This is a genomic window from Corynebacterium pollutisoli, assembly GCF_900177745.1.
Lineage (GTDB): Bacteria > Actinomycetota > Actinomycetes > Mycobacteriales > Mycobacteriaceae > Corynebacterium > Corynebacterium pollutisoli.
In genome coordinates this window covers 1-25,479 of sequence record NZ_FXAR01000008.1, presented here as the reverse complement: position 1 = coordinate 25,479, position 25,479 = coordinate 1, and the positions used below count along the sequence as shown (strand labels likewise).

Here is a 25,479-nt window from a genome sequence, read left to right as displayed (position 1 = left end):
ATGGGAGGCATGACACCGCAAACTCCCCGCGATTTCAAGGACGCCGCCTTCGGCCACACCGCCCGTATCGGCGCAGCTCTGGGCAACGCCACACGGGTGGAGATCATGGACGTCCTGCTCCAGGGCGAGCGGAGCGTCGAGTCCCTGGCGCAGCAGGTGGCGGCGTCGGTGGCCAACACCTCACGCCACCTGCAGATCCTCGCCGCGGCGGGCATGGTGACGCGCCGGGCGGAGGGGACGACGCTGTACTACCGGGTCGCCGACGACGTATCTGGCGGTGGCGGGGCTGGCGCGGACGCATATCGCGGACCTCGCCGCCCTCACCGAGGCCTTCTTCGGGGAGGTGGACGGGGCGCGGGCGATCTCCTTCGCGGAGTTCGACGAGCTGGCGGCGGCCGGTGACACCCTGCTTGTCGACGTCCGCCCCGCCGAGGAGTACGCGGCCGGGCACGCGGAGGGGGCGATCAACATTCCCCTGGCGGAGCTGGATGAGCGGCTGGGGGAGGTGCCCGTCGACAAGCGGGTCGTCGCGTACTGCCGCGGGCCGTTCTGTGTCTTCGCCGCGACAGCGGTGACCCGCCTGCGGGAGGCGGGTCGGGCGGCGGTGCGGATGGAGGAGGGGTATCCGGAGTGGCGGGAGGCGGGGCGCCCGGTTGCCTAGTGTGCCGCCTTCTCCTTCGGGCCGGTCATGCCCTTGATGCCGTCGAAGACGAGCGCCACGACGAGGCCCCAGATGAGGCCGACGACCAGGGAGAAGAAGGTGTTGACGAGCCAGCCGACGAAGCCTCCGCCGACGGAGACCTCGAGGCCGTGGATGAAGTCGTAGGGCCAGGTGACGCCGAACTCCTCGAGGCCGACGACGATGATGTGGCCACCGACCCACAGCATGGCGAAGGTGCCGACGATGCCGATGAACGACAGGACCTTGGGCATGGCGTGGACGAGGCCGCGCCCGAAGCCGGCACCGGGGCCGCCGCGCTCGGCCATGTGGAGGCCGATGTCGTCCATCTTCACCAGGAGGGCGACCGCACCGTAGACGAGGGCGGTGATGCCGATGGCGACGACGACGAGGACGGCGGCGCGGAAGGCCATGGGCTGGTCGGCGACCTCGTTGAGGGAGATGACCATGATCTCCGCGGAGAGGATGAGGTCGGTGGTGATGGCGCCCTTCACCAGCTTGTCCTCGTCGGCGGGGGTCTTGTCGACGCCCGCCGCGTTGCTGTGGTCACCGTCCTTGGAGTGGCCGCGCAGCTTGTGGAGGATCTTGTGGGCGCCCTCGAAGCACAGGTAGGTGCCGCCGATCATGAGTATCGGGGTGAGGACCCACGGCGCGATCCACGACAGGAGCAGCGCGATGGGCAGGATGATGACGAGCTTGTTGAACAGCGAACCCTTGGTGATGCGCCAGATCATCGGCAGCTCGCGGGCGGGCTGGATGCCGGTGACGAAGCGCGGGGTGACGGCGGCATCGTCGACGACGACACCGGCGGCCTTCATCGAGGTCTTGCCGGCGGCGGCCGCGACGTCGTCGACGCTGGCGGCGGCGGCCCGGGCGATGAGGGCGACGTCGTCGAGGAGGGCAAGCAGGCCACCGGCCATGGGTTCACACCTTTCGTAGAAGTACGGGCAAATTCTACGCCCGTTAGGATGGGTGCATGAGAATCGCGGTGCTGGGTGTCGGGGCGGTCGGCGGATGGTTCGGCGGCAGTCTGGTGAAGGCGGGGAACGAGGTCGTGTTCATCGCCCGCGGGGAGACGTTGCGGGTGCTGCGCGAGGAGGGGCTGCGGCTCAACGATGAGCCGCCGATCCCGGTGGAGGTCGTCGAGAAGCTTGTCGACGCCGGCGACATCGACATCCTTCTCCTGGCGGTCAAGGTCACGGCCGGGACCGACCTTCCGGAGCTTCTCGACGGCCTGCCCGGGCACACCCTCGTGGCGGTCACCCAGAACTCCGTCGAGGTGCCCGACCTTGTGGCGGAGGTCGTGGGCCGGGAGCGGGTGCGCCCGGGCGTGGTGCGCGGTTACTTCCACCACACGGGGCCGGGACGGGTCGAGTTCCACGGCGGGCCGATCTCCTACGACGTGGGGGACGGCGATGTCGATACGTTCGTGGCGGCGCTGGCCGAGGCGGGTGTCGACGCGACCGCGCGCGGTGACATCGACGTCGACGTGTGGGAGAAGGCGATGTACGTGACCACGACCGGCGCGCTGGGCGCGCTCGTGCAGGCGCCGCTCGGGGAGCTGCGGACTCGCCTGCGCCCCAGCCTGGAGGCGCTCATGCGGGAGGTCGACGCCACGGCGCGGGCCCACGGGGTGCCGCTTCCCGACGATGCCGTCGCGCGCACCCTCGCCTTCGCCGACCGCATGCCGGCGGACGCGACGAGCTCCATGCACCGCGACCTCGTGGCGGGGCGTCCGAACGAACTGGACGCGCAGGTTGGGGCCGTGTGCCGCCTGGCGGCGCGGCACGGCGTCGACGTCCGGTTGCATGATCTCTTATACGAGGTGCTGGGGTAACCTCTTGCTCATGACAACATCCTCCACCTCCCGCGTCCGGAGCGAGAAGCCGCAGCGCCTCGCCAAGTCCCTGGTGTCCCGTTTCGCCGAGGTGGCGACCACCGAGTGGATCGCCGAGGAGGGGCGCGGTCACGTCACCTGGGCCAGTGGGGCGGAGCTCGACATGATCGCGGGGGACGGGGTGCTCCTCATCCACCTCGTGTGCTCGGCCGCCGATGTGGCGCAGTGGGAGGTGGCCGTCTCCCGGGGGATCGTGGCGTCCGGTGAGAGCGTGGAGTGGAAGAGGGCGGGGGTGGCCGGGGGTGGTCGTAACTGATAATCGGTGTCGTATGAAAATCGACTGAGCAGCGCAAAAGGTGACACGAACTACTTTTGTGGCCATAATCATGTGGTAACGGTCTCATCACAACTGCAGGGTGATGGACGTCACGCGGTAACGTGAACGGGAGATTAACTTCTGACTCTTTCACCCTGGAGGTCCGCCACATGGCACTCAGCAAGAAGACAATCGCCCTGCTCGCAGCCACCACGCTCGGGTTCGGTCTGGTCGCCTGTACCGATTCCGGCGACAACGGCAACGGCTCCGACGGCGCAGCAAGTGGCGACGGCGCCACCGGCGGCGACAACTACGTCCTCGCCAACGGCACCGAGCCGCAGAACCCGCTGATCCCCTCGAACACCAACGAGGTGGGTGGCGGCAACATCGTCGACCTCATCTACTCCGGCCTCGTCTACTACGACGCCGACGGTGAGATCCACAACGAGATGGCCGAGTCCATCGAGCCCGAGGGCGAGAAGGGCTACCGCGTCACCCTCAAGGACGGCTGGACCTTCGCCGACGGCACCGAGATCACCGCCCAGCACTTCGTGGACACCTGGAACCACGCCGTGGCCAACTCCCACCTCTCCGCCTACTTCTTCGAGCCGATCCTCGGCTACGAGGAGGGCGTCGAGTCCATGGAGGGCCTCGAGGTCGTCGACGACAAGACCTTCACCATCGAGCTCAACCAGCCCGAGGCCGACTTCCCGCAGCGTCTGGGCTACTCCGCCTTCTACCCGCTGCCGGACGAGGCACGTGAGGACGAGGCCGGCTTCGGCGAGAACCCGAACGGCAACGGCCCCTACAAGCTGCTCGAGTGGAACCACAACCAGGACGCCACCGTCGTCCCGAACGAGAGGTACCAGGGCGAGCGCACCCCGCAGAACGACGGCATCAAGTTCGTCTTCTACGCCCAGCAGGACGCCGCCTACAACGACCTGCTGGCCGGCAACCTCGACACCCTCGACGCCATCCCGGACATCGCGTTCTCCACCTTCGAGGACGAGCTCGGCGACCGTGCCGTCAACCAGCCTTCCGCGGTCTTCCAGTCCTTCACCATCCCGGAGAGCCTCGAGCACTGGGGCGGCGAAGAGGGCGTGCTGCGTCGTCAGGCGCTCTCCCACGCCATCAACCGCGAGGAGATCACCGACACCATCTTCCAGGGCACCCGTACCCCGGCCACCGATTTCACCTCCCCGGTCCTCCCGGGCTACGACGGTGAGATCGCGGGCAACGACGTCCTCGACTACGACCCGGAGCTCGCCCAGGATCTGTGGGCCCAGGCCGACGAGATCAACCCCTGGTCCGGCGAGTTCACCCTCTCCTACAACTCCGACGGTGGCCACCAGGCCTGGGTCGACGCGGTGACCAACTCCATCCGCAACACCCTCGGCATCGAGGCCGTCGGCAACCCGTACCCGGACTTCAAGTCCCTGCGTGACGACGTCACCGGCCGCACCATCGAAGGCGCGTTCCGCACCGGCTGGCAGGCCGACTACCCGTCCGCGGGTAACTTCCTCGGCCCGCTCTACGGCACCGGTGCCGGCTCCAACGACGGCGACTACTCCAACCCGGACTTCGACGCCAAGCTGGCCGAGGCCGCAGGTTCCGACTCCCCGGAGACCGCAGCAGGCCTGTACAACGAGGCCCAGGAGATGCTCTTCAACGATCTCCCGGCCATCCCGCTGTGGTACTCCAACGTCGCGGGCGGCTACTCCGAGAACGTCGACAACGTGACCTTCTCCTGGAAGTCCGTCCCCGTCTACTACGAGATCACGAAGAACTAGCGCTACGCTGTTACACCGTGACCTCTGATACCCGCGTGGCGCCCAGCGCGTCACGCGGGTATCTGCCTGTCTGCCTACTAACCACCCACAAGGACTAGTTATGTTGCGCTATATCGGGCGACGACTGCTCCAGATGATCCCCGTGTTCTTCGGGGCCACCCTGCTCATCTACGCACGCGTCTTCCTCATGCCCGGCGACCCCGTCGAGGCACTGGGCGGTGACCGCGGCCTGTCCGAGGCGGCCCGCGCCCGCATCGAGGCGGAGTACAACCTGGACAAACCCTTCATCGTCCAGTACCTGCTCTACCTCAAGGGCATCCTGACCCTCGACTTCGGCACCACCTTCTCCGGCCAGCCGGTCGCCGACGTCATGGCCCGGGCCTTCCCGGTGACCATCAAGCTGGCCCTCATGGCCCTGGCCTTCGAGGCGATCTTCGGCATCATCTTCGGTGTCATCGCCGGTGTCCGCCGCGGCGGCATCTTCGACTCGACCGTCCTGGTGATGTCGCTCATCGTCATCGCCGTCCCGAGCTTCGTCATCGGTTTCGTCCTGCAGTTCGTCGTCGGCGTGAAATGGGGGATACTCCCCGTCACGGTGGGATCGAGAGAGACGTTCACGTCCCTGCTCATGCCCGCCGTGGTGCTCGGCGCGGTCTCCTTCGCCTACGTGTTGCGCCTGACGCGCCAGTCCGTCAGTGAGAACCTGCGCGCCGACTATGTCCGTACCGCCCGCGCCAAGGGCCTGGGCAACGGACAGGTCATGGGCCGCCACGTCCTGCGTAACTCGCTCATCCCCGTCGCCACCTTCCTCGGTGCCGACCTGGGTGCGCTCATGGGTGGCGCCATCGTCACCGAGGGCATCTTCGCCATCAACGGCGTCGGCGGCACCATCTACCAGGCGATCATCAAGGGTGAACCGACGACCGTGGTGTCCTTCACCACCGTCCTCGTCATCGTCTACATCATCGCCAACCTCATCGTGGACCTGATCTACGCCGTGCTCGACCCGAGGATCCGCTATGCCTGACATCAACAGAAACGTCGCCAACCCGGCCGGCGAGGACGAGATCCTCGCCGGGAACCGCCTGCACTCCCGACCGGGGCTGCGCCCCGGCCAGGACCACTTCATCGCCGAGACCGACGAGACCGGCCTCGGTGCCGTCGATGCGGTCGCCGACGAGTCCGCCCCGGCCTCCATGTGGGGCGAGGCGTGGCGCAACCTGCGTCGCCGCCCGCTGTTCTGGGTCTCCGCCGTGCTCATCCTCATCGCGGTGGTCATGTCGCTGTTCCCGCAGCTGTTCACCTCCGTCGACCCGCGTGCCTGCATGCTGTCGAACTCGCTGGGCGACCCGCAGCCGGGCCACCCCTTCGGCTTCGACCGCCAGGGCTGCGACATCTACTCCCGCACCATCCACGGGGCGCGTGCCTCCGTGGCCGTGGGTATTCTCACCACGGCGCTCGTGGTGCTCATCGGCACCGTCATCGGTGCGCTCGCCGGCTTCTTCGGCGGCATCCTCGACTCGATCCTGTCGCGTCTGACGGACGTCTTCTTCGCCATCCCGCTGGTGCTCGCCGCCATCGTCGTCATGCAGATGTTCAAGGACTACCGCACGATCCTCACGGTCGTGCTGGTCCTGGGTCTCTTCGGTTGGACGAGCATCGCGCGTATCACCCGTGGCGCGGTGATGAGCGTGAAGAACGAGGAGTACGTCACCGCCGCCCGGGCGCTGGGAGCCTCGAAGCTGAAGATGCTCTCCAGCCACATCATGCCGAACGCGGCGGCCCCGATCATCGTCTACGCCACCGTGGCGCTGGGCACGTTCATCGTCGCGGAGGCCACCCTGTCCTTCCTGGGCATCGGCCTCCCGCCGACCATCGTGTCCTGGGGTGGAGACATCTCCGCCGCGCAGGCCTCCCTGCGCACCAAGCCGATGGTCCTGTTCTATCCGGCCATGGCGCTCGCGCTCACCGTCCTGAGCTTCATCATGCTCGGCGACGTCGTCCGTGACGCCCTCGATCCGAAGGCGAGGAAGCGATGACCACCCCTCTTCTCGAGATGAAGGACGTCCAGATCTCCTTCACCTCCTCCACCGGTGTCGTCGAGGCCGTCCGCGGCATCAACATGACGATCTACCCCGGACAGTCCGTCGCCATCGTCGGTGAGTCCGGTTCCGGCAAGTCCACCGCCGCCATGTCGATCCTCGGCCTGCTGCCGGGCACCGGCAAGGTCACCGGCGGCCAGATCATCTTCGACGGCCAGGACATCACCGGCCTGAGCAACAAGGAGATGCAGAAGTACCGCGGTTCCGAGATCGGCCTGGTCCCGCAGGACCCGATGTCGAACCTCAACCCGGTGTGGCGCGTCGGCACGCAGATCGGCGAGTCACTCAAGGCCAACAACGTGGTCAAGGGCTCCGAGGTGCGTCCCCGTGTCGCCGAGCTGCTCGAGGAGGCCGGGCTTCCCGACGCCGACCGTCGCGCCCGCCAGTACCCGCACGAGTTCTCCGGCGGTATGCGTCAGCGCGCGCTCATCGCCATGGGCCTGGCCGCCCGCCCCAAGCTGCTCATCGCGGACGAGCCGACCTCGGCCCTCGACGTGACGGTCCAGAAGCGCATCCTCGACCACCTCGAGGGGCTCACCCGGGAGCTGGGCACGGCCGTGCTGTTCATCACCCACGACCTCGGCCTGGCCGCCGAGCGCGCCGAGCACCTCGTGGTCATGCACCGAGGCCGCATCGTCGAGTCGGGTCCGTCGCTGCAGATCCTCCGCGACCCGCAGCACCCCTACACCCAGCGACTGGTGAAGGCGGCGCCCTCGCTGGCGTCGGCCCGTATCCAGTCGGCGCTGGCCGCCGGTATCGAGTCCACCGAGCTCGTCGCCCAGGGTCGGGAGGCGAAGACGGAGGAGGTCATCCGCGTCGAGAACCTCACCAAGATCTTCGGCGAAAACAAGGCCGTCGACGACGTCTCCTTCACCCTGCGCAAGGGCACGACCCTGGCGCTGGTGGGCGAGTCGGGTTCGGGCAAGTCGACCGTGGCGAACATGGTGCTCAACCTGCTCGATCCGACGGACGGCAAGGTGTTCTACAAAGGCACCGACCTGTCGTCGCTGAGCGGGAAGGAACTGTTCGACATGCGCCGCAAGATGCAGGTCGTGTTCCAGAACCCCTACGGCTCTCTCGACCCGATGTTCTCCATCTACCGCTGTATCGAGGAGCCGCTGGCCCTGCACAAGGTGGGCAGCCGCAAGGAGCGTGAGGCGCGCGTCGCCGAGCTGCTCGACATGGTCGCCATGCCGCGCTCGGCGATGCGTCGTTTCCCCAACGAGCTCTCCGGCGGTCAGCGTCAGCGCATCGCCATCGCACGCGCCCTGGCGCTGCGCCCCGAGGTGCTCGTGCTGGACGAGGCGGTCTCGGCTCTCGACGTGCTCGTGCAGAACCAGATCATCCGTCTGCTCGCCGAACTGCAGGAGGAGCTGGATCTGTCCTACCTGTTCATCACGCACGACCTCGCGGTGGTCCGCCAGACCGCCGACGACATCGTCGTGATGAAGCAGGGCGCGGTCGTGGAGCAGGGCACATCGGATGAGGTGTTCGCGGATCCGAAGCAGGAGTACACTCGCGACCTCATCAACTCGGTGCCGGGTCTCAACATCGAGCTGGGTACCGGAGAGAATCTGGGTCTCGTCGAGCACTGAGGGTGTGATGTGGATTACAGTTGGAATCCTGCATGTATCATCCACCCACACCTGAAGGACCTGACATGACCACTGCATGAGCTCTCATGAGCACCGACGTCGGCTCCCTCTCCGTCACCGACGGTGAGGGGGCGGTTGTCGGTATCATCACCGACCGCGACATCGTCGTCGGCGCCCTCGCCGAGGGGAAGAACCCCACCGCCGTCACCGCCGGTTCGCTTACCGACGGCACCGTCGTCACCGTGGCCCCCGAGGATTCCGTCGAGGAGGTGCTCGCCGCCATGAACCGGACTCCACGGTCGGCGAGTTCCTGGAGTCCGTCTCCGAGGACTAGTCCATCTCCTCGGCGAGCAGCCGCAGGGCGAACTCCCGGGAGGCGGCCAGGACCTCCTCGGGGGAGCCGGGGAAGTGCCGGCGTTCGGTGCGGGCGCGGCCGCGCACCAGCGTGGCGAACCAGGTCGTGCCCGGCGGCTGCCCGTCCTGGCCCTCCGGGCCGCCCGCGCCCGAGACCGTCACGACCGCATCGGCGGACATGAGCTCGGCGAGGGAGGCGGCCATCGTCGACACGCACTGCGCGGAGATGACCGGGCAGCCCGCGGGCACCCGGAGCACCGCGACCTTGGTGCGGGTCTGATAGGCGACGACGCCGCCCGCGAACCAGTCGGAGGAACCCTCCGTCGCGGCCAGATCGGCGGCGAGGGTGCCTCCCGTCAACGACTCCGCCACCGCCACGGTGTACCCGTGAGTGGTGGCGAGGTCGGCTATGCGTTCAGCCGGGGTCATCAGTAGTTGGCCGGCGGATCGGAGGCCGGGAAGGACTCCTTCTCGAACTGCTCGACGAGGTCCTCCTGGCTGGCCTCGTCACGCTTGCCCGGGTTGTCGGGGTCGGACTCCTCGGCGAAGCGTGTGTCGTCGAGATCGGGGTTCTGCTTGGGGTCGGTCATGGTTCTTCCTTTCGTCGGGAGTGACGGGCGTCACGTCCAGTATGCGATTCTACTCATCCTTCGGCAGCTGCGGGAGGTCTTTCACCGCCGGGCCCTCGATGACGCGGCCCTCCGGGGTGAAGCGCGAACCGTGGAGCGGGCAGTCCCATGACTGCTCCGCCTCGTTCCACGCCAGCGGGCCGCCCATGTGCGTGCACAGGAGGCTGACGCGGCAGGTCTTCCCGTCGACGACGGCCTCGCCGACGGGGCGGGCACCGGCGCGTCCGGTGGCGGCGTCACCCTCGTCGAGGGTGCTGCTGTCGTCCGGTCCGCGGGTGTCACCGCCGGTCACCGCCCGCGCGAGGTGGGCGGCGGCGTGTCCCGCCGCCTTCGCCAGGGTCGTGGCGGTGGTGCCGGCGGTGCCGCTCAGCGTGGTGTCGCCGAAGGTCTCCGGCTCGCGGCCGTCCAGCAGATCGACGAGCATGTGGGCGGCCGCCGGGGCCGCCGCCATGCCCCACTTGCTGTACCCGCCCGCGAAGACCACACCGTCGGAGAGCTTCTCGACGACCGGGACCCCGCCCACCGGGTGATAGTCCTGCGCGGACCAGCCGTGGGTGCGCCGGGCCCCGGGGAAGTGGTGCTCCGCCCACGCGTCGAGGGCCGCCAGCCGCTCCTGCGTCCGCGTCTCCTGCCCGGTGGGGTGCCCCTGGCCGCCGACCAGCAGCCGTCCCGCTGCCGCGCGGACGGAGATGGTGGGGGACTCGGCGCTGATGTACATCCCCTCCGGCAGGGGGCCGGTGACCTCGTAGGCGCCCAGGTAGGAACGCTCGGGGGACAGGGACATGGTGACCCGGCCGGTGTCGAGGATGGGCGAGGCGGTCGCCAGGACGACCTGCCCCGCCCGCAGATCGCCGGCGTCGGTACGCAGGGTCGTGCCGTCGATCCCCGTCACCCGGGTGTGGTCGGTGATGGTGCCGCCGGCCTCGGTGAGGGCCCGGCACAGCGCGACGAGCAGGTCCGCCGGGTCCAGCTGCAGCATCTCCGGCAGGCGGAGCGCCGCGTGGGTGGCGAACTCCTCCCCCGGGTGCTCGTCGAGTTCGACGTCAAGGCCCAGCTCGCGGGCCAGTTCGTACTCGCGGCGGACGGCGTCGGCCCCGTCGTCGGTGGTGGCGAAGGTGACGGCCGGGGTGCGCTCCGCGGGTACGTCGTGGGCGGTGCAGAACTCCGTCAGCCACTCCAGGCCGTGCCGGTTGGCCGCCAGGTACTGGGCGGCGACCTCGGGGGAGTGCTGGTCGGCGAGGTCGGTGAGCCGGGTGTTCTGCAGCAGGCTCGTCTTGGCGGTGGTGGCGCCGCTGGCCCCGGCGCCGACGTGCCGGGCCTCGACGACGGCCACCCGCCGGCCGGTGCGGGCCAGGAGCAGGGCGGTCGTCAGGCCGGTGAAGCCGGCGCCGACGACGGCGACGTCGACAAGCGACGTGGGGAGCGGGGAGACGGTGATCTCGCCGCTGACATCTCTCCAGAATCTCATCGGGACTCCTTCGGGTCGAGGACGACCTTGACGCAGCCGTCGGTCTTCTTCTGGAACATCTCGTAGGCCTCCGGGGCGGACTCGAGGGGCAGGCGGTGGGTGATCAGGTCGTCGACGCCGAGGGGGTCGGCGGGATCCTCCACGAGGGGGAGCAGGTCGTCGATCCACGCCTTGACGTTGGCCTGGCCCATGCGCACCTGGATCTGCTTGTCGAAGAGCGTGAGCATCGGCAGCGGGCTGGCCTGCCCGCCGTACACACCCGACAGGGAGACGGTGCCGCCGCGGCGGACCAGGTCGATGGAGGCGTGCAGGGCGCCGAGGCGGTCGATGCCGGCGGTCTGCATGAGGGGGCGGGCGGCGGCGTCGGGAAGCAGTCCGACGGCCGTGTGGGCGACCTTGCCCACGGGTGAACCGTGGGCCTCCATGCCGACGGCGTCGACGACCCCGTCGGGGCCGCGGCCCTGCGTGGCGTCGCGGATGGCGTCGTTGGTGTCGGAGTCGAGGTCGTGGACCTCCACCCCGTGGCGGCGGGCCATGGCGCGGCGCTCCGGGACCGGGTCGATGCCGAAGACGCGGGCACCGAGGTGGACGCCGATGCGGGCCGCCATCTGGCCGACGGGCCCGAGGCCGAACACGGCCAGCGTGTCGCCCTCGCCGACCCCGGCGTAGCGCACGCCCTGCCACGCGGTGGGCAGGATGTCGCTGAGGAAGAGGTAGCGGTGGTCGGGCAGATCCTCACCCACCCGGATCGCCCCGAAGTCGGCGTGCGGCACCCGCAGGTACTCCGCCTGGCCGCCGGGGACGGAGCCGTAGAGGCGGGAGTAGCCGAACAGGCGCGCGCCCGTGCCCTGCCCGGTGACCTGCGTGGTCTCGCACTGGGAGTACAGCTTCCGGTCGCACATCCAGCACCGGCCGCACGCGATGGTGAAGGGGACGACCACCCGGTCGCCCACGGCGAGTCCCGAGGCGCTGCCCGCCTCGACGACCCGCCCCATGGGCTCGTGGCCGATGATGTCGCCGGGGTCCATGAAGGGCCCGAGGACCTCGTAGAGGTGGAGGTCGGAGCCGCAGATGGCGGTGGAGGTGACCTCGATGATGGCGTCAGTGTCGGCCTGCAGCCCCGGGTCCGGGACCGTCTCGACGCTGACCTTGCGCTTGCCCTGCCAGGTGACGGCTCGCATGTCCCATCACTCCCAGAAGGTCTCGCGGTTGTCGCGCAGGGCGCGCTCGCGGGCGTAGGCGTGGACCTTCTCCATCGTCTCCAGCTGGCGGTGGGAGGAGGCGATGAGGTCCTCAAACACCTGCGGATCGAGGTTGAGCCCGGCGGCGTGCTCCCGGAGGGTCTCCCAGCCACCCAGCTTGCCGCTCACCGCCGAGCGCATGAGCTCCGCCTCGAGCAGCATCGTCATGGGGGAGCGCTCGAGGACGCGGCCGTTGAGCTTGAGGCGGCCGACGCGCTCACCGACCCAGGCCACGGCCTGCCGGTAGGGCTTGCGGGCCAGGCCGAGGTCCTCGATGATGTTGCGCAGCAGCTCGCGGTCGGAGCGGATCTCGTCGGCGACGGCGGACAGCTCGGCGAACATGGGGGTGTCGACGTAGTCCTCGGCCATCCGCTCGATGCGGTTGACCCCGGCGGTCGCGCCGGTGAGGTGGTCGGAGAGGTACAGCTCGAGCAGATCCTTCGTGTAGTGCTCGGGGATCTTCTCCTCGCCGCCGGCGGCCGATCCGGCACCGGCGTCCGCGCCCTCCCCGGCGGGCTCACCCGCGGCGGGATTGAGGCGCTCGTCCTTCTCGCGGGGGCGCAGCGGGGGAGAGGGCAGTCCGCGGCCCTCGATCATGCCCTCGAGCAGCTCGGCGAGGGCGTCCGCGGCGGAGAAGCTCGGACGCCAGTCGAGTTCGGTGGCGGCGCGGGAGTTGTCCATGAGCGGGACCTCCATGCCCATGTCGAGCCAGCCGGCGTCGGCGGGGACGGTGCCCGCCTTGTGGGCGGCGACGAGGCCGGCGCGCACGACGGCGGGCGGCATCTCGATGTAGCGCCCGTGGTCGACGATGTCGGCCAGCTCCTGCGGGCCCAGGACGTCGTCGGCGCAGATGTTGAAGGCCCCGCCGACCTTCTTCAGGATCGCCGCCACATACGCCCGACCGAGGTCGTCGGCGTGGACGGCCTGCAGGCGGATGCCCTTCGGCACGGGCAGCGCGGGCAGTTTCCCGGCGCGCAGCGCCCCGACGGGGACGAGGTCGCCGAGGAAGTAGTTCCGGATCTCCGACCCGGCGTCGCCCTGGAAGGTGAGGCCGGGGCGCAGTCGGGTGAGCGTGATGTCGGGGTGGGCGGCCGCGAAGCGATCGAGGACCTCCTCCTGGGCGGCCTTGTCGACGCTGTAGTGCGAGGTGTCGATGCCGCCGGTGGCCCAGGACTCGTCACGCAGCGGCGGCTCACCGTCCCCCGAGCGGGCCGCGTCGGGGGAGTAGGCGCCGACGCTGGAGGCGACGACGAGGTGCGGGACGCCCGCCTGCGCGACGGCCTGTGTGACACGCTCGGTGCCCTCGACGTTGACGCGGCGCAGCAGGTCGCGGCGGTCGTTGGGCTGGATCATCCAGGCGAGGTGGACGACGGCGTCGGCCCCCGCGAAGGCCTCGGCGAGGGAGTTGACGGCGTCCTCGGCGGTGGAGGCGCCGGCGATGTCGATGGAGCGCCACTCCACCCCGTCGTAGGGCGGTTGGTCCTGCTCGGGTAGTCGGCGGGCGATGCCGACGATCTCGGTGACCTCGGGTGTCTCGTGCAGGGCGCGGAGGACCGCGGTGCCGTGGTTTCCGGTGGCGCCGACGATGGCTACCTTCATGATGTTCTCCTCGGATTTCCGGTGATGGTCTGTACTGCCGAGGAAACGGGAAAACCCATCACATTTCAAGCATGCGATGGGTTGGGGCTGGTAGCGGGGCCGCGGGGTCAGAGGATGTCGTCGATGGCCTCGGTCGGGCGGGCGATTCGCACGCCCTTGTCGGTGACCACGAACGGCCGCTCGATGAGGCGCGGGTGCGCCACCATGGCGGCGAGCAACGCCTCGTCCGGGGTGTCGGGCGAGAGCCCGAGCTCGGAGTACTCCGCCTCGCGGGTGCGCACCGCGTCGTGGACGGTGATGCCCGCGGCGTCGACAAGCTCCCTGAGCTTATCGACGTCCGGCGTGTCATCCAGGTACCGGATGATCTCGGGTTCGATGCCCCGCTCGCGCAGATGGTCCAGCGCCTGGCGGGACTTCGAGCAGCGGGGGTTGTGGTAGATCGTCGCGTTCATGCCACAACCCTAGCCGTCAGTAGTTGGCGGGCGGGTCGCTGGCGGGGAAGGACTCCTGCCCCCACTCCTCGGGCAGCTCCTCGCGCTGCTCCGGGGTCTCCTTGCCCACATCCTCCGGATGGTTGTGCTTGAAGGGCTTGTCCTCGGGGAACTCCCAGGTGTACTTCTTCTCGGTCATGATGCGTCCTTTCCTCGTGGGTGGTTGTTACCCTCAACCTACCCCGGAAAAGTGGCCCGCATCCCAACAATGTCGTAACTATTTCGCCTGCGCAGCGGGGACGAGGGTGACGTTGTCCGCCCAGGTCAGCTCGATGCCGAGGGTGCGCAGCCACTCCATCGCGTCATCGCGGTGGCGGGTGATGCCCTCGACGGCGGTGAGGGTGGTGTCGATGGCGCGCTCGGCGTCCTCGGCGGAGATGAGTCCCGCGGAGGTGGCGGCGGCCAGCTCGTCGATGTCCTGGACGTCGATCGGCTCACCGGTGACGGAGACGAGGTCGACGTAGAGGTCACGGGTGGACCACACGCCGTCCTGGACGTGGATGTCGGCGACGTCGAAATAGAAGTCCTGGCGCTCGTCCACCCCGTCCCGGAAGTGGAAGATGTTGGCGCGCAGGCCCAGCTTCGGCAGGAGCCACGACTCCAGGTAGCCGAACTTCGGGTGGTTGGCGCCGCGGGCCATGTAGAGGCCGAAGTCGGTCACCTGGTAGGTGTCGACCTCGCGGAGGTGGCCCTTCGGGTCGATGTTGATCCGGTCGGTGGTGTTGAAGGTCTCTTCCTTGACCGGATGCAGATCAGCAGTCATGACTGTTACCTCGCGTCGATGATCGCGGCAGTGGGGATGAAGTCGCAGGGCCCGTCGGCGGTGTGGACCCGACCCGACACCAGGGCGACGACGGTGCCGTGCCCGGTGTCCGCGGTGCCGGACAGCGTCGCCGGCCCGTCGGGGTTGATGCCGTGGTTGCCCAGCGGGGTGGCCCCGTGCTGCAACGTGTTGATGTTGACCCAGTTGACGTGCATGCCGCCCTGCTCGGCCGCGGCCGGGGCGGTACCCAGCGCGGTGAACACGAAGGCGGTCTGGCCGTCGGCGGCACCCGGGGCCGGGATCTCGGCGGGGCCGGGGACGGCGATGGCGGTGCCGACGGCGTCGAGCTCGCCGCCGATGCAGGAGCCCGACACGGTCGGCCAGTAGAACTGCGTGAACGTCGGGGCGTCCTCCGGCAGCTCCGGACCGCCGTCCCCGTTGTCCCCGGCCGCGAAGGCCAGGGCGGAGAGCAGCATGTTCCGGATGTCGGCGGGCATCCACGGCTGGTCGGCCAGCGCGCGGATCTCCGCCTGGGTGCGCTCGGTGGGGCGGCCCAGTTCGTCAAGCGGGTTGTGGCTGGAGAGATCGGGAATCGAGCTGGCCGTCGCCGAGGGGGCGGCGACCAGGGTGCCGGCGGTGGCGAACGCGGCGGCGATGACAGCGGTGGACATCCTCTTCATCAGGGTGTGTCGTGCGGTGTGTCCCACTGACAGGCTCTCTTCCGGGGTGATCTCAGGGAGGCGGTGTTGCGCATGTCACGGCCCGCCGCGCGGCGCGGCTGTCACAATTGCAACTTGAGTAACAGTAGTTTCGCTACCCAACAATATTCACTTGCGTGACAGAATCAACCGGAATGGAGAAATCCCGGTTACTTGATCTTTCGCAGCCTGAGACTCTTTCGTTACATTTCCGTGGAAATGCGGGATGAGCAGCGGCGTAGGGTGGCGGGTATGGTGCCGCTCCGTCAGCCCGCCCTGCGCACGGTGGGGGCCCTCACAGTGGTGTCGGCACTGACGGTGCTGACGGCGTGCGGGAACCTCGTCGACATGACCGACTACGATTTCCGCGGCGGCCTGGCCCTGGGGATGAACGAGGCCGGCGATGTCATCGCCCACATCGAGGCCTGCCAGTTCCGCGTGCATGCCATGGAGGTCATCCAGGGGCGCGAACTCCTCGGGGGAGAACCGAATCCGGTTCTGGGGCGCATCGTCACCGATCAGCCGCAGACCGGGAGGTTCGAGGTCAACCTCAGCAACCCGCAGGCACCGAGGTGGGCGGAGCAGCCCGTCACGGAGCCGCCGAACCCCGACCACATCATGATCGTCAGCCCGGAGACCGACGGCACGACCTCCCGGAAGATCGAGGTGATCAGTAATGGATCGGCCTCCCGCACGGCCCTGGAGGCACTGTCTCCCGGCCAGGCGATCATCGACGTGTGGAACGAGGACGCGGGACCCGCGGACCCGCCGCTGGTGGACCAGGTCGTCCGCCTGGAGGAGTTCCACCCGGAGTGCCCGCCACAGTAGAGGTCCGTCGCCGGTGTTCCGCGACACTCGATAGTGCAATACCCCCATAGTGCGAGTATCGTCAAGGGCTGTTCATACATCGCGTGCCCCGTGGCCGCGACCCCTTTTTATAGGAGCAGCCCACCCGTGTCTCATCCTGAGTTCCGCAACGTCGCCATCGTCGCACACGTCGACCATGGCAAGACCACCCTCGTCAACTCCATGCTGGAGCAGTCCGGCGTGTTCGACGACCACGGTGGTGTCACCGACCGCGTGATGGACTCCGGAGATCTCGAACGCGAGAAGGGCATCACCATCCTGGCCAAGAACACCGCCGTGCGCCGCCAGGGTGCCGGCAAGGACGGCCGTGACCTCATCATCAACGTCATCGACACCCCGGGTCACGCCGACTTCGGCGGCGAGGTCGAGCGCGCCCTGTCCATGGTGGACGGCGTCGTGCTGCTCGTCGACGCCTCCGAGGGCCCGCTCCCGCAGACCCGTTTCGTGCTGGGCAAGGCCCTGGCCGCGAAGATGCCGGTCATCATCCTGGTGAACAAGACCGACCGCCCGGACGCGCGTATCGACGAGGTCGTCGAGGACGCCCAGGACCTCCTCCTCGAGCTGGCCTCCGGCCTCGAGGACCCGGAGGCCGCCGAGGCCGCCGAGCAGCTGCTCGACCTCCCGGTCCTCTACGCCTCCGGCCGTGAGGGCAAGGCCTCCACCGAGAACCCGGGCAACGGTGTCGCCCCCGACGCCGCCGACCTGCAGGCACTGTTCGACGTCATCTACGAGGTCCTCCCGGAGCCCTCCGCCGAGATCGACGCCCCGCTGCAGGCGCACGTCACCAACCTGGACTCCTCCTCCTTCCTCGGCCGCATCGGCCTGGTCCGCGTCCACGCCGGCACCCTGAAGAAGGGCCAGCAGGTCGCCTGGATCCACTACGACGACGAGGGCAACCCGCACACCAAGAACGTCCGCATCGCGGAGCTGCTGCGCACCGTCGGCACCACCCGCGTTCCGGCCGAGGGCGAGGTCGTCGCCGGTGACATCGCCGCCATCTCCGGCATCGACGAGATCATGATCGGCGACACCCTCGCCGACCCGGAGAACCCGGTGGCCCTGCCGCGCATCACCGTCGACGAGCCGGCCATCTCCATGACCATCGGCGTCAACACCTCCCCGCTCGCCGGCCGCGGCGGTGGCGACAAGCTCACCGCCCGCATGGTCAAGGCCCGCCTCGACCAGGAGCTCATCGGTAACGTCTCCATCCGCGTCCTGCCCACCGAGCGTCCCGACGCCTGGGAGGTCCAGGGCCGCGGCGAGATGGCCCTGTCCGTCCTCGTCGAGACGATGCGTCGCGAGGGTTTCGAGCTGACCGTCGGTAAGCCGCAGGTCGTCACCCAGATCGTCGACGGCACCGTCCACGAGCCCTTCGAGCGCATGGTCATCGACGTCCCCTCCGAGCACCAGGGTGCCGTCACCCAGCTCATGGCCGCCCGCAAGGGCCAGATGGTGTCCATGGACACCGGCTCCGGCGACTGGGTCCGCATGGAGTTCGACGTCCCGGCCCGTGGCCTCATCGGCTTCCGCACCACCTTCATGACCGAGACCCGCGGCACCGGCATCGCCAACTCCTACGCCCTCGAGCCGCGCCCGTGGGCCGGCGAGATCAAGGACCGTGCCACCGGCTCCCTCGTCGCCGACCGCTCCGGCCAGATCACCTCCTACGCCCTGCAGCAGCTGTCCGACCGCGGCAACTTCTTCGTCGAGCCCGGCACCGAGGCCTACGAGGGCATGGTCGTCGGCGCGAACAACCGCGACGAGGACATGGACATCAACATCACCCGCGAGAAGAAGCTGACCAACATGCGTGCCGCCTCCGCGGACACCACCGTCACCCTCGCCAAGGCGCACGTCCTCTCCCTCGACGAGGCCATGGAGTTCTGTGGCCAGGACGAGTGCGTCGAGGTCACCCCGGACATCCTGCGCGTCCGCAAGGTCATCCTCAACGCCACCGAGCGCGCCCGCGCCCGCTCCCGCGAGAAGGCCCTCAACAAGTAGGGTGCTGCGCCCCGCTCTCGGCGTCGGCCTGCTCTTCGCCACCAACGGCGCGGCGCTGGCCTCCGTCCTGCCCTGGTACCCGACCCTCAAGGCGCAGTGGGGGTTGGGTGACTTCGCCTTCGGCCTCATGGTCGCGGCGGTCGCCCTCGGCTCCCTCGTCTCGACGGTGCTGCCCTCGCTGGCGGTCAACCGCTTCGGACCGCGCCCGGTCGTGTTCTGGGGCACCGTCGTCCTCGCCCTGCTCATCGCCGCCGTCGGGTGGGCCCCGTCGGCGGTCATGCTGGCGGGGCTGCTCGCCGCGGTGGGGCTTCTCGACGCCGTCATCGACGTCTCCCAGAACGTCGCCGGAGTGCGCGTCGAGGCGGCCTCCGGCCGCTCCATCCTGTCGTCGATGCACGCCTGCTGGTCGCTCGGGGCGGTCGCCGGCGGCATCGGCGGCACCCTCGCCGCCAGCAGCGGCCTCGACCTGCGCGTCCACCTGGCGCTCGTGGCGGCGGCCATCATCGCCACCCTCGCCGTCGGCGTGTGGCTCACCGGGCCGGTCCCGCGCGGGGAGCCCCCGGCGACGCGCGCGGGCGTCGATAAGCGGGTCGGGGTGGGGCGCCTCATGTGGCTCACCCTGCCGGTCGCCCTCGTGGCGACCTCCGGCACGATGATCGAGGACATCGCCAACAACTGGGCCGGCCTCGCCTCCGTCGAACTGGTGGGGGTGGAGCTCGGCCAGGCGGGCGTGGCGTTCACCGTCGTGCTCGCCGCGCAGACGATCGGGCGTTTCACCGGCGACCGGCTCATCGACGCCTTCGGGCGGGTGGCTGTCGCCCGGACCGGTGGGGCTCTCATCGCCCTCGGCGGCGGACTGGTCATGGCGGCGACGTCCCCGGGCCTGCTCTACCTCGGCTTCGCCCTGGCCGGCTTCGGCTGCGCCACCCTCGTGCCCAGCGCCTTCGCCGCCGCGGCCCGCCTGCCCGGCGTCTCGGAGGGGGCGGGTGTCACGGCCGTCAGCTGGCTCATGCGCGTCGGCTTCCTGGCCACCAGCCCCGTCCTCGGCGGGCTGTCCGCCGCCACCGATCTGCGCTGGGCGCTCGGCCTCATCGTGGTCGCCGGTGTCGTGGTCACCGTCCTGGCATCCGCGTTGCGCGAGAGCCCTGGTACATAATCGACAGTGTGAAAGCCCGACTTCTCCCCGCCCTCCTGCTCGCCGCCTCGCTGAGCGCCTGCGCCGCGAACCCCGGCCCGCCCCCGGTGGAGGAAGCCGAGCCCGAGACCACCCCCGCCACGTCGAGTGCGGCCCCCACCACGACGGAGGTGCCGTCGCGACGCGACAAGATCATCACCGTCGGCGTCGACCCCCTCCCCGCCGGGTTCAACCCCCACCTGCAGGCGCACGACTCGACGTTCACCCGCTCCATGGGCTCGCTCGTGCTGCCCAGCGCCTTCCGCGACGGGGCGATGGACACCAACCTCCTCGAGTCCGCCGGGGAGGTCGAGCCCGCGCCCGGCACGGTGGTGCAGACCGTCCGCTACGTCATCTCCCCGGCGGCGCAGTGGTCGGACGGCACACCCATCACGGGAGCCGACTTCCGCTACCTCTGGCAGGGCATGACCGGCCATGCGGGCGTCATCGACCCCGCCGGCTACCGCGCCATCGAGGGGATCCGCACCAGCGCCGACGGACGCACCGTCGACGTCGACTTCCACACCCCGGTCGCCGACTGGCGGGAGATGTTCGACAACCTCCTGCCCAGCCACGTCCTGCAGGGCGAGGTCGCGCGTTTCGACTCCGGCTTCGTCGACGGGATGCCCGCCTCGGGTGGCCGCTACTCCATCGAGAGGGTCGACCGGTCCCGCGGCGTGGTCACCCTCAACCGCAACGACCGCTTCTGGGGCGCCGACCCCGCCGCCACCGACCGCGTCACCTTCCAGGAGGTCCGCACCGTCACCCAGGGCGTCGAGCAGCTCCGCAGCGGCCAGCTCAACTTCCTCGACACCACCCCGGGGGAGACCAGCGTCGACTCCTACCGCCTCATGCGCGACACCCAGGTCCGCCTCGTCGACCAACCCCGCGAGCTCACGCTCACGATGTCCGTCTCCTCCCCGTTGCTCGCGGACCATGCGGTCCGCGTCGAACTGCACTCGCTTCTCGACGTCCCCCTCATCGCCCGCCTCGCCGCCGGCCGGACCGCGGAACTCGCCGTCCCCGCCCACACCCCCGCCCGCGCCGTCGAGCAGGGCCCGCCCGAGCTGCTGCCCGGCCTGACGGGGGAGGAGGGGCGGCCCCTCCGCCTCGGCGTCGACCCCGCCGACGAGACCTCCCTCGCCGCCGCCCGCACCATCGTCGACCTGCTCTCCCAGTTCGAGGTCCGCGCCGAGACGGTCACCTCCGACCTCGCCGACCTCACCGGGGTGCAGCTGCCCGCCGGCGACGTCGACGCCGTCATCGCCTGGCAGCGCGCCGAGAGCGGCATCCTCGAGCAGGCCGGCCGCTGGTTGTGCCCGCCCACCCCGGAGGCCCCGCGCTCCGGCAACCTCTCCGGCTACTGCGCCGAGGACACCCACGGCACGGCGGAGGGGCTCATCTCCGGGGCTGTGCCTCTCGACGAGGGGGAGGCCTTCTTCGACGCCACCAACGCCCGCGAACACGTCAGCGTCCCGTTGCTGGGGGAGCGGCGGATGCTCGTCCTGGGCGAGGGTATCGTGGGACCGGACCCGGACCTGGAGAACTGGACCGCCGGAATATCGACGGTCGCGAGCTGGAGGAAGCCATGACCACCCGTGATCTCGTCGGCCGCCGCGTGGTGGCCGTCCACGCGCACCCCGACGACGAGGCCATCACCACCGGCGGCACCCTCTTCGACCTGGCCCGCCGCGGCGCCGACGTCCTCGTCGTCACCTGCACCCTCGGCGAGGAGGGCGAGGTCATCGGAGCCCCCTTCGCACACCTGACGAACGACCACGCCGACCAGCTCGGCGGCTTCCGCATCGCCGAACTCACCCGCGCCCTCGCCGCGCTCGGTGTGCGGGGCACCTTCCTCGGTGGGGCAGGCCGCTTCCGGGACTCCGGCATGGCCGGCAGCCCCGCCCACCACAACCCGCGCGCCTTCGTCAACTCCGGGGAGGCGGCCGTCGCGCTGCTCACCGAGATCATCGCCGCGGAGGACCCCCACCTGGTCATCACCTACGGACCCGACGGCGGCTACGGCCACCCCGACCACATCCGCGCCCACGAGATCACCCACGCCGCCGCCGGCGACCGGGACATCCTGTGGACCGTCACCCCGCTCGCCGAGTTCCGCGCCGGCATCGACGCCATCGACACCGTCCCGGAGGGGTGGACCCTGCCGTCGACGGAGTACGTGGAGAACCAGGGCGTCGACAAGCATGATCTGGTCGTGCCGCTCGACGACGCCGCCCTCGCCGCCAAGCGGGAGGCCATGCGGGCGCACGCCACCCAGATCTGGTTCGCCGACGGCTCCGTCTCCACCACCAACCCGCAGGCCGCGTGGGGCCACGGCACCCACCCCGTGTGGGCCCTGTCCAACCTCCACGCCCAGCCCCTCCTGCCCTCCGAGTACTACCAGCTCGGCGCCGGCACCCTCCCGGAGTTCCTGGCATGAGCCGGGGATTCGTGCGCACCGACTTCAGCCGCGGCGAGGCCGTCGGCGGTCTCATCTGGCTGTCAGTGGCCGCGCTCATCTCGGTGCTGCTCGAGGTCGTCTACCTCGGCACCTGGGTGACCCTGCCCGGTGGGGCCCGCCTCGCTGTGCCCTACACCATCGTGCTGGCGTTCCTGTTCAACATGGTGCTCACCCGCACCGCCCGCCTGTGGAACCCCGAGCCGGTCGTCGCCGCGATCCCGCTGTACGTGTGGCTCGCCGGCTACTTCGCGCTCATGATGGGGGTTGTCGTCACGGGCGACCAGCTGGTCGGCAGTAATATTCGTAGTGTGCTGCTGCTTTGCGCAGGTGTGGCCGGAGGCGTCTGGCCGCTCATGCGGGGTAAGTGACATACTAGGTTCGATTATCCAGTTCTTTTTTGTGGTTTAAAAGGAGTGCCCGATACCCATGACCTACATCATCGCCCAGCCGTGCGTGGACGTCCTCGACCGCTCCTGCGTCGAGGAGTGCCCGGTCGACTGCATCTACGAGGGCAAGCGGATGCTCTACATCCACCCCGACGAGTGCGTCGACTGCGGCGCCTGCGAGCCGGCCTGCCCGGTCGAGGCCATCTTCTACGAGGATGACGTCCCCGAGGAGTGGGACCAGTACTACGACGCCAACGTCGGCTTCTTCGACGACCTCGGTTCCCCCGGTGGGGCTGCCAAGACCGGCCCCGTCGACAAGGACCATCCCTTCGTCGCCGCGCTTCCGCCGCAGAACCAGGAGTAGTCCGTGGCCCGCACGCCGCTGGGAACCCGTCTGCCCGATTTCCCCTGGGACACCCTCGACGACGCCAAGGCGACGGCGGCGGCGCACCCGGACGGCATCGTCAACCTGTCCGTGGGCACCCCGGTCGATCCTGTGGCCCCCGGCATCCAGCTGGCGCTGGCCGAGGCCGCCGCGGAGCCCGGTTACCCGCAGACCGCCGGCACCCCCGGGCTGCGGGCGGCGATCGCGGAGGGGCTGGTGCGCCGCTACCACATGGTGGGGGTGACCCCCGACGCCGTGCTGCCCGTCGTGGGCACGAAGGAGGCCATCGCCCTGCTGCCGACGCTGCTGGGTATCCGGGGCGGGTTCGTCGTCATCCCCGAGGTGGCGTACCCCACCTACGAGGTGGCGGCCCTGGTGGGGGAGAACCGTGTGCTGCGGGCCGACTCCCTGCTGAAGATCGGCCCGGAGACCCCCGACCTGCTGTTCCTCAACTCCCCCTCCAACCCGACGGGCAAGGTCCTGGGTGTGGAGCACCTGCGCAAGGTGGTGTCGTGGGCGCGTGAGCGGGGCGTCATCGTCGCCTCCGACGAGTGTTATCTCGGGCTGGGGTGGGCGGAGGAGGAGCCGGTGTCGATCCTCGATCCGCGCGTGTGCGACGGCGACCACACCGGACTCATCGCGATCCACTCCCTGTCGAAGACGTCGAACCTGGCGTCCTACCGCGCCGGTTACTTCGCGGGCGATCCGGCGCTCATCTCCGAGCTGCTGGAGGTGCGCAAGCACCTGGGCCTCATGGTGCCCGGTCCCATCCAGCAGGCCATGGTCGCCGCGCTCGAGGACGACGCGCAGGAGGCCGCCCAGAAGCTCGTCTACGCGCGTCGTCGGGCGGTCCTCATGAAGGCGCTTATCGACGCCGGGTTCACCGTCGACAACTCCGAGGCCGGCCTCTACCTGTGGGCCACCCGCGGCGAGCACTGCCGGGACACCGTCGACTGGCTAGCCGGGCTGGGCATCCTCGTCGCCCCCGGTGACTTCTACGGGCCCCGCGGCGAGCGTCACATCCGTATGGCGCTCACCGGCACCGACGAGCGTATCGACGCCGCCGCCGCCCGCCTCGCCGCCGTTGTCTGACGCGCCCCTCCCGGCCCGGGAGGGGATCTCCCCGCAGCGGGTCGTCCTGCGCGGGGTGGTCCCCACCGACCGGGAGTACTGGGCGGGTGCCGCCGGGGACGCCCCCTACCGGTGGGGCACCCTCCTGCCGGCCGGGGCGGAGCTCGACCGTCCGCAGCCGGCGTGGTTCCACCCCGACGTGCCCGCGGAGGCCCCGATCCCCTTCGGGTACACGGTGTTGTTCGCGGATGAGGACCTGGTGGTCGTCGACAAGCCTCCTTTCCTGCCGTCCACCAGCAACGGACGGCTCGTCCGGGAGACGGTGCAGACGCGGTTGCGCGTCGAGTTCGGCGAGGACGACATCGTGCCCCTCCACCGCCTCGACCGGCTCACCTCCGGCGTGCTCGTCTGCTCCCGGCGGGCGGCGACGCGCGGGGCGTACCAGCGGCTCTTCCAGGAGCGCCGGGTGAACAAGCTCTACCGCGCGCGTGTCGACGGCGAGGTCACCATCGGCGGCGACTGGCAGCTCGTCGTGCTGCCCCTCCGGAAGCGGCGCGGGGAGCGGCAGGTGACGGTGGGGGACGGGGGCGTCGAGACGCGCACCTGGCTCCGCCGGGTGGGGGACCGGGAGGTGGAGGCCCGGCCCGTCACCGGCCACACCCACCAGATCCGCGTCGTGCTCCACCACCTCGGCATGCCCATCGACGGCGACGACACCTACCCCGTCGACCGCGGCCTCGACCTCTACGACTTCACCCGCGAACTGCGCCTGCGCGCCGGGGCGGTGTCCTTCGACGATCCTCACAGCGGACGCCGACGAGCCTTCCACGTCGCCGCCCCTGGGTGGGGCTAAGCTGAATCGACAGTCATGAGCACAGGAGGTCCCGTGGGGTCGAACGCAACGGCGCTGGCCCGGATCCAGAACACCACCCGCCAGTTCCTCATGTTCGGCATCGTCGGGGGATCCGGCACCGTGGTCAACCTGATCGTCAGCGTCATCTCCAAGAAGGTCGCCGGCTGGACCGCCGGCATCTCCGAACACGACGTCTTCCTGCCGCTGCTGGGCACCGACTTCAACATCCGCTGGTTCAACATCTTCATGACCATCGCCTTCCTCGTGGCCAACACGTGGAACTACCAGCTCAACCGCAGCTGGACCTTCCGCGGCATCCCCCAGCGCACCTGGTGGCGGGGCTTCTTCCCCTTCCTGCTCACCGGCATCGGCGCGTTCATCGTCAGCCAGATCGTAGCGACGCTGCTCATGAACCCCACCTCACCCATCGCGCTGTCCTCCGAGATCTTCGACGACTCCTCTGGCCTGCGCACCAAGTTCTACTGGGCGACCGCCATCTCCATCGTCGTGGCCATGCCCGTCAACTTCCTCGTGAACAAGCTCTGGGCATTCCGGAAACCCCGCCGTGGCACGCGGGTGGTCTCCGAGCAGTCACCGGTTTAGGGGTCGCTGCGGGGCCCTCGGGCGGACAGGTCGCGGAGGGGGTGGGTGTTGCTGCGGGGTGGCCCACCATCCGGTGGGATGTGCACCACCCCGCCGGGATGACGTTCCAGGCGCCC

Annotated in this window: 28 protein-coding genes and 1 pseudogene; 19 read left to right on the top strand and 10 right to left on the bottom strand. The window is 69.6% G+C overall.

Annotation, left to right across the window (positions count from 1 at the left end):
- Nucleotides 1-402, top strand: a complete 402-nt coding sequence (locus B9Y70_RS13250) for an ArsR/SmtB family transcription factor (RefSeq protein ID WP_085550208.1) — start codon at nucleotides 1-3, stop codon at nucleotides 400-402.
- On the top strand, nucleotides 287-661 hold the full coding sequence (locus B9Y70_RS10395; protein ID WP_420838457.1) for a rhodanese-like domain-containing protein: 375 nt from the start codon (nucleotides 287-289) through the stop codon (nucleotides 659-661). Before B9Y70_RS13250 ends, B9Y70_RS10395 begins: the two co-directional genes overlap by 116 nt.
- Here the strand turns inward: B9Y70_RS10395 and B9Y70_RS10390 are convergent.
- On the bottom strand, nucleotides 658-1,599 hold the full coding sequence (locus tag B9Y70_RS10390; protein ID WP_085550206.1) for a DUF808 domain-containing protein: 942 nt from the start codon (nucleotides 1,597-1,599) through the stop codon (nucleotides 658-660). The genes B9Y70_RS10395 and B9Y70_RS10390 overlap by 4 nt on opposite strands.
- A 56-nt stretch (nucleotides 1,600-1,655) precedes the next feature.
- On the opposite strand from B9Y70_RS10390, the gene B9Y70_RS10385 reads away from it, so the two are divergent.
- The 7 genes and pseudogenes from B9Y70_RS10385 to B9Y70_RS13245 all read left to right on the top strand — a co-directional run.
- Entirely contained in the window at nucleotides 1,656-2,516 is an 861-nt protein-coding gene (locus B9Y70_RS10385; protein ID WP_085550205.1) for a 2-dehydropantoate 2-reductase, read from the top strand.
- 10 nt (nucleotides 2,517-2,526) lie between these two features.
- Nucleotides 2,527-2,832 carry a hypothetical protein gene (locus B9Y70_RS10380; RefSeq protein ID WP_085550204.1) on the top strand — a complete coding sequence of 102 codons (306 nt, stop codon included), beginning with the start codon at nucleotides 2,527-2,529 and terminating at the stop codon, nucleotides 2,830-2,832.
- 170 nt (nucleotides 2,833-3,002) lie between these two features.
- Entirely contained in the window at nucleotides 3,003-4,622 is a 1,620-nt protein-coding gene (locus tag B9Y70_RS10375) for a peptide ABC transporter substrate-binding protein (RefSeq protein WP_085550203.1), read from the top strand.
- Nucleotides 4,623-4,722: 100 nt separating this feature from the next.
- Nucleotides 4,723-5,649, top strand: coding sequence for an ABC transporter permease (locus B9Y70_RS10370; protein ID WP_085550202.1), 927 nt, complete (start codon nucleotides 4,723-4,725; stop codon nucleotides 5,647-5,649).
- Nucleotides 5,642-6,661: an ABC transporter permease gene (locus B9Y70_RS10365; protein WP_085550201.1), complete on the top strand. Its 1,020-nt coding sequence runs from the start codon at nucleotides 5,642-5,644 to the stop codon at nucleotides 6,659-6,661. The genes B9Y70_RS10370 and B9Y70_RS10365 overlap by 8 nt, the downstream gene beginning before the upstream one ends.
- The gene (locus tag B9Y70_RS10360; RefSeq protein WP_085550200.1) at nucleotides 6,658-8,319 is read left to right on the top strand and encodes a dipeptide ABC transporter ATP-binding protein; all 1,662 of its coding nucleotides are present in this window, start codon (nucleotides 6,658-6,660) and stop codon (nucleotides 8,317-8,319) included. The genes B9Y70_RS10365 and B9Y70_RS10360 overlap by 4 nt, the downstream gene beginning before the upstream one ends.
- A gap of 86 nt (nucleotides 8,320-8,405) precedes the next feature.
- Nucleotides 8,406-8,474, top strand: a pseudogene (locus B9Y70_RS13245) (hypothetical protein); the annotation flags it as partial.
- A 175-nt stretch (nucleotides 8,475-8,649) separates the two neighbouring features.
- Here B9Y70_RS13245 and B9Y70_RS10350 read toward each other — a convergent pair.
- From B9Y70_RS10350 to B9Y70_RS10320, 9 genes are all read right to left on the bottom strand, one after another.
- Entirely contained in the window at nucleotides 8,650-9,102 is a 453-nt protein-coding gene (locus B9Y70_RS10350; protein ID WP_085550198.1) for a CinA family protein, read from the bottom strand.
- Complete coding sequence (locus B9Y70_RS12815; RefSeq protein WP_159449810.1) at nucleotides 9,102-9,263, bottom strand: hypothetical protein; 162 nt, start codon at nucleotides 9,261-9,263, stop codon at nucleotides 9,102-9,104. Before B9Y70_RS12815 ends, B9Y70_RS10350 begins: the two co-directional genes overlap by 1 nt.
- A 49-nt stretch (nucleotides 9,264-9,312) precedes the next feature.
- The gene (locus tag B9Y70_RS10345) at nucleotides 9,313-10,770 is read right to left on the bottom strand and encodes an FAD-dependent oxidoreductase (protein WP_085550197.1); all 1,458 of its coding nucleotides are present in this window, start codon (nucleotides 10,768-10,770) and stop codon (nucleotides 9,313-9,315) included.
- The gene (locus B9Y70_RS10340) at nucleotides 10,767-11,951 is read right to left on the bottom strand and encodes a zinc-dependent alcohol dehydrogenase (RefSeq protein ID WP_085550196.1); all 1,185 of its coding nucleotides are present in this window, start codon (nucleotides 11,949-11,951) and stop codon (nucleotides 10,767-10,769) included. The genes B9Y70_RS10345 and B9Y70_RS10340 overlap by 4 nt, the downstream gene beginning before the upstream one ends.
- A gap of 6 nt (nucleotides 11,952-11,957) precedes the next feature.
- Nucleotides 11,958-13,610 (bottom strand): NAD-dependent epimerase/dehydratase family protein, encoded by a 1,653-nt coding sequence (locus tag B9Y70_RS10335; protein WP_085550195.1) that lies wholly within the window; start codon nucleotides 13,608-13,610, stop codon nucleotides 11,958-11,960.
- A 107-nt stretch (nucleotides 13,611-13,717) separates the two neighbouring features.
- On the bottom strand, nucleotides 13,718-14,062 hold the full coding sequence (gene arsC / locus B9Y70_RS10330; protein WP_085550194.1) for an arsenate reductase (glutaredoxin): 345 nt from the start codon (nucleotides 14,060-14,062) through the stop codon (nucleotides 13,718-13,720).
- 16 nt (nucleotides 14,063-14,078) lie between these two features.
- Nucleotides 14,079-14,240: a hypothetical protein gene (locus B9Y70_RS12885; protein ID WP_162841660.1), complete on the bottom strand. Its 162-nt coding sequence runs from the start codon at nucleotides 14,238-14,240 to the stop codon at nucleotides 14,079-14,081.
- A 78-nt stretch (nucleotides 14,241-14,318) separates the two neighbouring features.
- Complete coding sequence (locus B9Y70_RS10325; RefSeq protein ID WP_085550193.1) at nucleotides 14,319-14,864, bottom strand: ribonuclease FAU-1 family protein; 546 nt, start codon at nucleotides 14,862-14,864, stop codon at nucleotides 14,319-14,321.
- Between the two features lie 5 nt (nucleotides 14,865-14,869).
- Nucleotides 14,870-15,544 carry an Rv1157c family protein gene (locus B9Y70_RS10320; protein ID WP_085550192.1) on the bottom strand — a complete coding sequence of 225 codons (675 nt, stop codon included), beginning with the start codon at nucleotides 15,542-15,544 and terminating at the stop codon, nucleotides 14,870-14,872.
- A 270-nt stretch (nucleotides 15,545-15,814) separates the two neighbouring features.
- On the opposite strand from B9Y70_RS10320, the gene B9Y70_RS10315 reads away from it, so the two are divergent.
- The 10 genes from B9Y70_RS10315 to B9Y70_RS10270 all read left to right on the top strand — a co-directional run bounded on the left by B9Y70_RS10315 (nucleotide 15,815) and on the right by B9Y70_RS10270 (nucleotide 25,363).
- Nucleotides 15,815-16,390, top strand: coding sequence for a hypothetical protein (locus B9Y70_RS10315; protein WP_085550191.1), 576 nt, complete (start codon nucleotides 15,815-15,817; stop codon nucleotides 16,388-16,390).
- A gap of 126 nt (nucleotides 16,391-16,516) precedes the next feature.
- Nucleotides 16,517-18,430: a translational GTPase TypA gene (gene typA, locus B9Y70_RS10310; protein WP_085550190.1), complete on the top strand. Its 1,914-nt coding sequence runs from the start codon at nucleotides 16,517-16,519 to the stop codon at nucleotides 18,428-18,430.
- A gap of 1 nt (nucleotide 18,431) precedes the next feature.
- Nucleotides 18,432-19,586 carry an MFS transporter gene (locus tag B9Y70_RS10305; protein WP_085550189.1) on the top strand — a complete coding sequence of 385 codons (1,155 nt, stop codon included), beginning with the start codon at nucleotides 18,432-18,434 and terminating at the stop codon, nucleotides 19,584-19,586.
- Between the two features lie 8 nt (nucleotides 19,587-19,594).
- Entirely contained in the window at nucleotides 19,595-21,196 is a 1,602-nt protein-coding gene (locus tag B9Y70_RS10300) for an ABC transporter family substrate-binding protein (RefSeq protein ID WP_085550188.1), read from the top strand.
- Entirely contained in the window at nucleotides 21,193-22,044 is an 852-nt protein-coding gene (gene mshB, locus B9Y70_RS10295; protein ID WP_085550187.1) for an N-acetyl-1-D-myo-inositol-2-amino-2-deoxy-alpha-D-glucopyranoside deacetylase, read from the top strand. The genes B9Y70_RS10300 and mshB overlap by 4 nt, the downstream gene beginning before the upstream one ends.
- Nucleotides 22,041-22,433, top strand: a complete 393-nt coding sequence (locus B9Y70_RS10290; protein WP_085550186.1) for a hypothetical protein — start codon at nucleotides 22,041-22,043, stop codon at nucleotides 22,431-22,433. Before mshB ends, B9Y70_RS10290 begins: the two co-directional genes overlap by 4 nt.
- Nucleotides 22,434-22,491: 58 nt before the next feature.
- Nucleotides 22,492-22,815, top strand: a complete 324-nt coding sequence (fdxA, locus tag B9Y70_RS10285) for a ferredoxin (RefSeq protein WP_085550185.1) — start codon at nucleotides 22,492-22,494, stop codon at nucleotides 22,813-22,815.
- Between the two features lie 3 nt (nucleotides 22,816-22,818).
- Nucleotides 22,819-23,928 (top strand): succinyldiaminopimelate transaminase, encoded by a 1,110-nt coding sequence (dapC, locus tag B9Y70_RS10280; RefSeq protein WP_085550184.1) that lies wholly within the window; start codon nucleotides 22,819-22,821, stop codon nucleotides 23,926-23,928.
- A complete protein-coding gene (locus B9Y70_RS10275) occupies nucleotides 23,921-24,760 on the top strand; it encodes a pseudouridine synthase (protein WP_085550183.1) in 840 nt (279 codons plus the stop codon). The genes dapC and B9Y70_RS10275 overlap by 8 nt, the downstream gene beginning before the upstream one ends.
- Before the next feature lie 15 nt (nucleotides 24,761-24,775).
- On the top strand, nucleotides 24,776-25,363 hold the full coding sequence (locus tag B9Y70_RS10270; RefSeq protein WP_085550182.1) for a GtrA family protein: 588 nt from the start codon (nucleotides 24,776-24,778) through the stop codon (nucleotides 25,361-25,363).
- The last annotated feature ends 116 nt before the right edge of the window (nucleotides 25,364-25,479 follow it).

Excerpts from the sequence above, each read along its gene's own strand:
- B9Y70_RS13250 (WP_085550208.1), top strand. The coding sequence starts at position 1 with ATGGGAGGCATGACACCGCAAACTCCCCGCGATTTCAAGGACGCCGCC.
- B9Y70_RS10390 (WP_085550206.1), bottom strand. The coding sequence starts at position 1,599 with ATGGCCGGTGGCCTGCTTGCCCTCCTCGACGACGTCGCCCTCATCGCC.
- B9Y70_RS10385 (WP_085550205.1), top strand. The coding sequence starts at position 1,656 with ATGAGAATCGCGGTGCTGGGTGTCGGGGCGGTCGGCGGATGGTTCGGC.
- B9Y70_RS10380 (WP_085550204.1), top strand. The coding sequence starts at position 2,527 with ATGACAACATCCTCCACCTCCCGCGTCCGGAGCGAGAAGCCGCAGCGC.
- B9Y70_RS10375 (WP_085550203.1), top strand. The coding sequence starts at position 3,003 with ATGGCACTCAGCAAGAAGACAATCGCCCTGCTCGCAGCCACCACGCTC.
- B9Y70_RS10370 (WP_085550202.1), top strand. The coding sequence starts at position 4,723 with ATGTTGCGCTATATCGGGCGACGACTGCTCCAGATGATCCCCGTGTTC.
- B9Y70_RS10365 (WP_085550201.1), top strand. The coding sequence starts at position 5,642 with ATGCCTGACATCAACAGAAACGTCGCCAACCCGGCCGGCGAGGACGAG.
- B9Y70_RS10360 (WP_085550200.1), top strand. The coding sequence starts at position 6,658 with ATGACCACCCCTCTTCTCGAGATGAAGGACGTCCAGATCTCCTTCACC.
- B9Y70_RS10350 (WP_085550198.1), bottom strand. The coding sequence starts at position 9,102 with ATGACCCCGGCTGAACGCATAGCCGACCTCGCCACCACTCACGGGTAC.
- B9Y70_RS12815 (WP_159449810.1), bottom strand. The coding sequence starts at position 9,263 with ATGACCGACCCCAAGCAGAACCCCGATCTCGACGACACACGCTTCGCC.
- B9Y70_RS10345 (WP_085550197.1), bottom strand. The coding sequence starts at position 10,770 with ATGAGATTCTGGAGAGATGTCAGCGGCGAGATCACCGTCTCCCCGCTC.
- B9Y70_RS10340 (WP_085550196.1), bottom strand. The coding sequence starts at position 11,951 with ATGCGAGCCGTCACCTGGCAGGGCAAGCGCAAGGTCAGCGTCGAGACG.
- B9Y70_RS10335 (WP_085550195.1), bottom strand. The coding sequence starts at position 13,610 with ATGAAGGTAGCCATCGTCGGCGCCACCGGAAACCACGGCACCGCGGTC.
- arsC (WP_085550194.1), bottom strand. The coding sequence starts at position 14,062 with ATGAACGCGACGATCTACCACAACCCCCGCTGCTCGAAGTCCCGCCAG.
- B9Y70_RS12885 (WP_162841660.1), bottom strand. The coding sequence starts at position 14,240 with ATGACCGAGAAGAAGTACACCTGGGAGTTCCCCGAGGACAAGCCCTTC.
- B9Y70_RS10325 (WP_085550193.1), bottom strand. The coding sequence starts at position 14,864 with ATGACTGCTGATCTGCATCCGGTCAAGGAAGAGACCTTCAACACCACC.
- B9Y70_RS10320 (WP_085550192.1), bottom strand. The coding sequence starts at position 15,544 with ATGAAGAGGATGTCCACCGCTGTCATCGCCGCCGCGTTCGCCACCGCC.
- B9Y70_RS10315 (WP_085550191.1), top strand. The coding sequence starts at position 15,815 with ATGGTGCCGCTCCGTCAGCCCGCCCTGCGCACGGTGGGGGCCCTCACA.
- mshB (WP_085550187.1), top strand. The coding sequence starts at position 21,193 with ATGACCACCCGTGATCTCGTCGGCCGCCGCGTGGTGGCCGTCCACGCG.
- B9Y70_RS10290 (WP_085550186.1), top strand. The coding sequence starts at position 22,041 with ATGAGCCGGGGATTCGTGCGCACCGACTTCAGCCGCGGCGAGGCCGTC.
- fdxA (WP_085550185.1), top strand. The coding sequence starts at position 22,492 with ATGACCTACATCATCGCCCAGCCGTGCGTGGACGTCCTCGACCGCTCC.
- B9Y70_RS10270 (WP_085550182.1), top strand. The coding sequence starts at position 24,776 with ATGAGCACAGGAGGTCCCGTGGGGTCGAACGCAACGGCGCTGGCCCGG.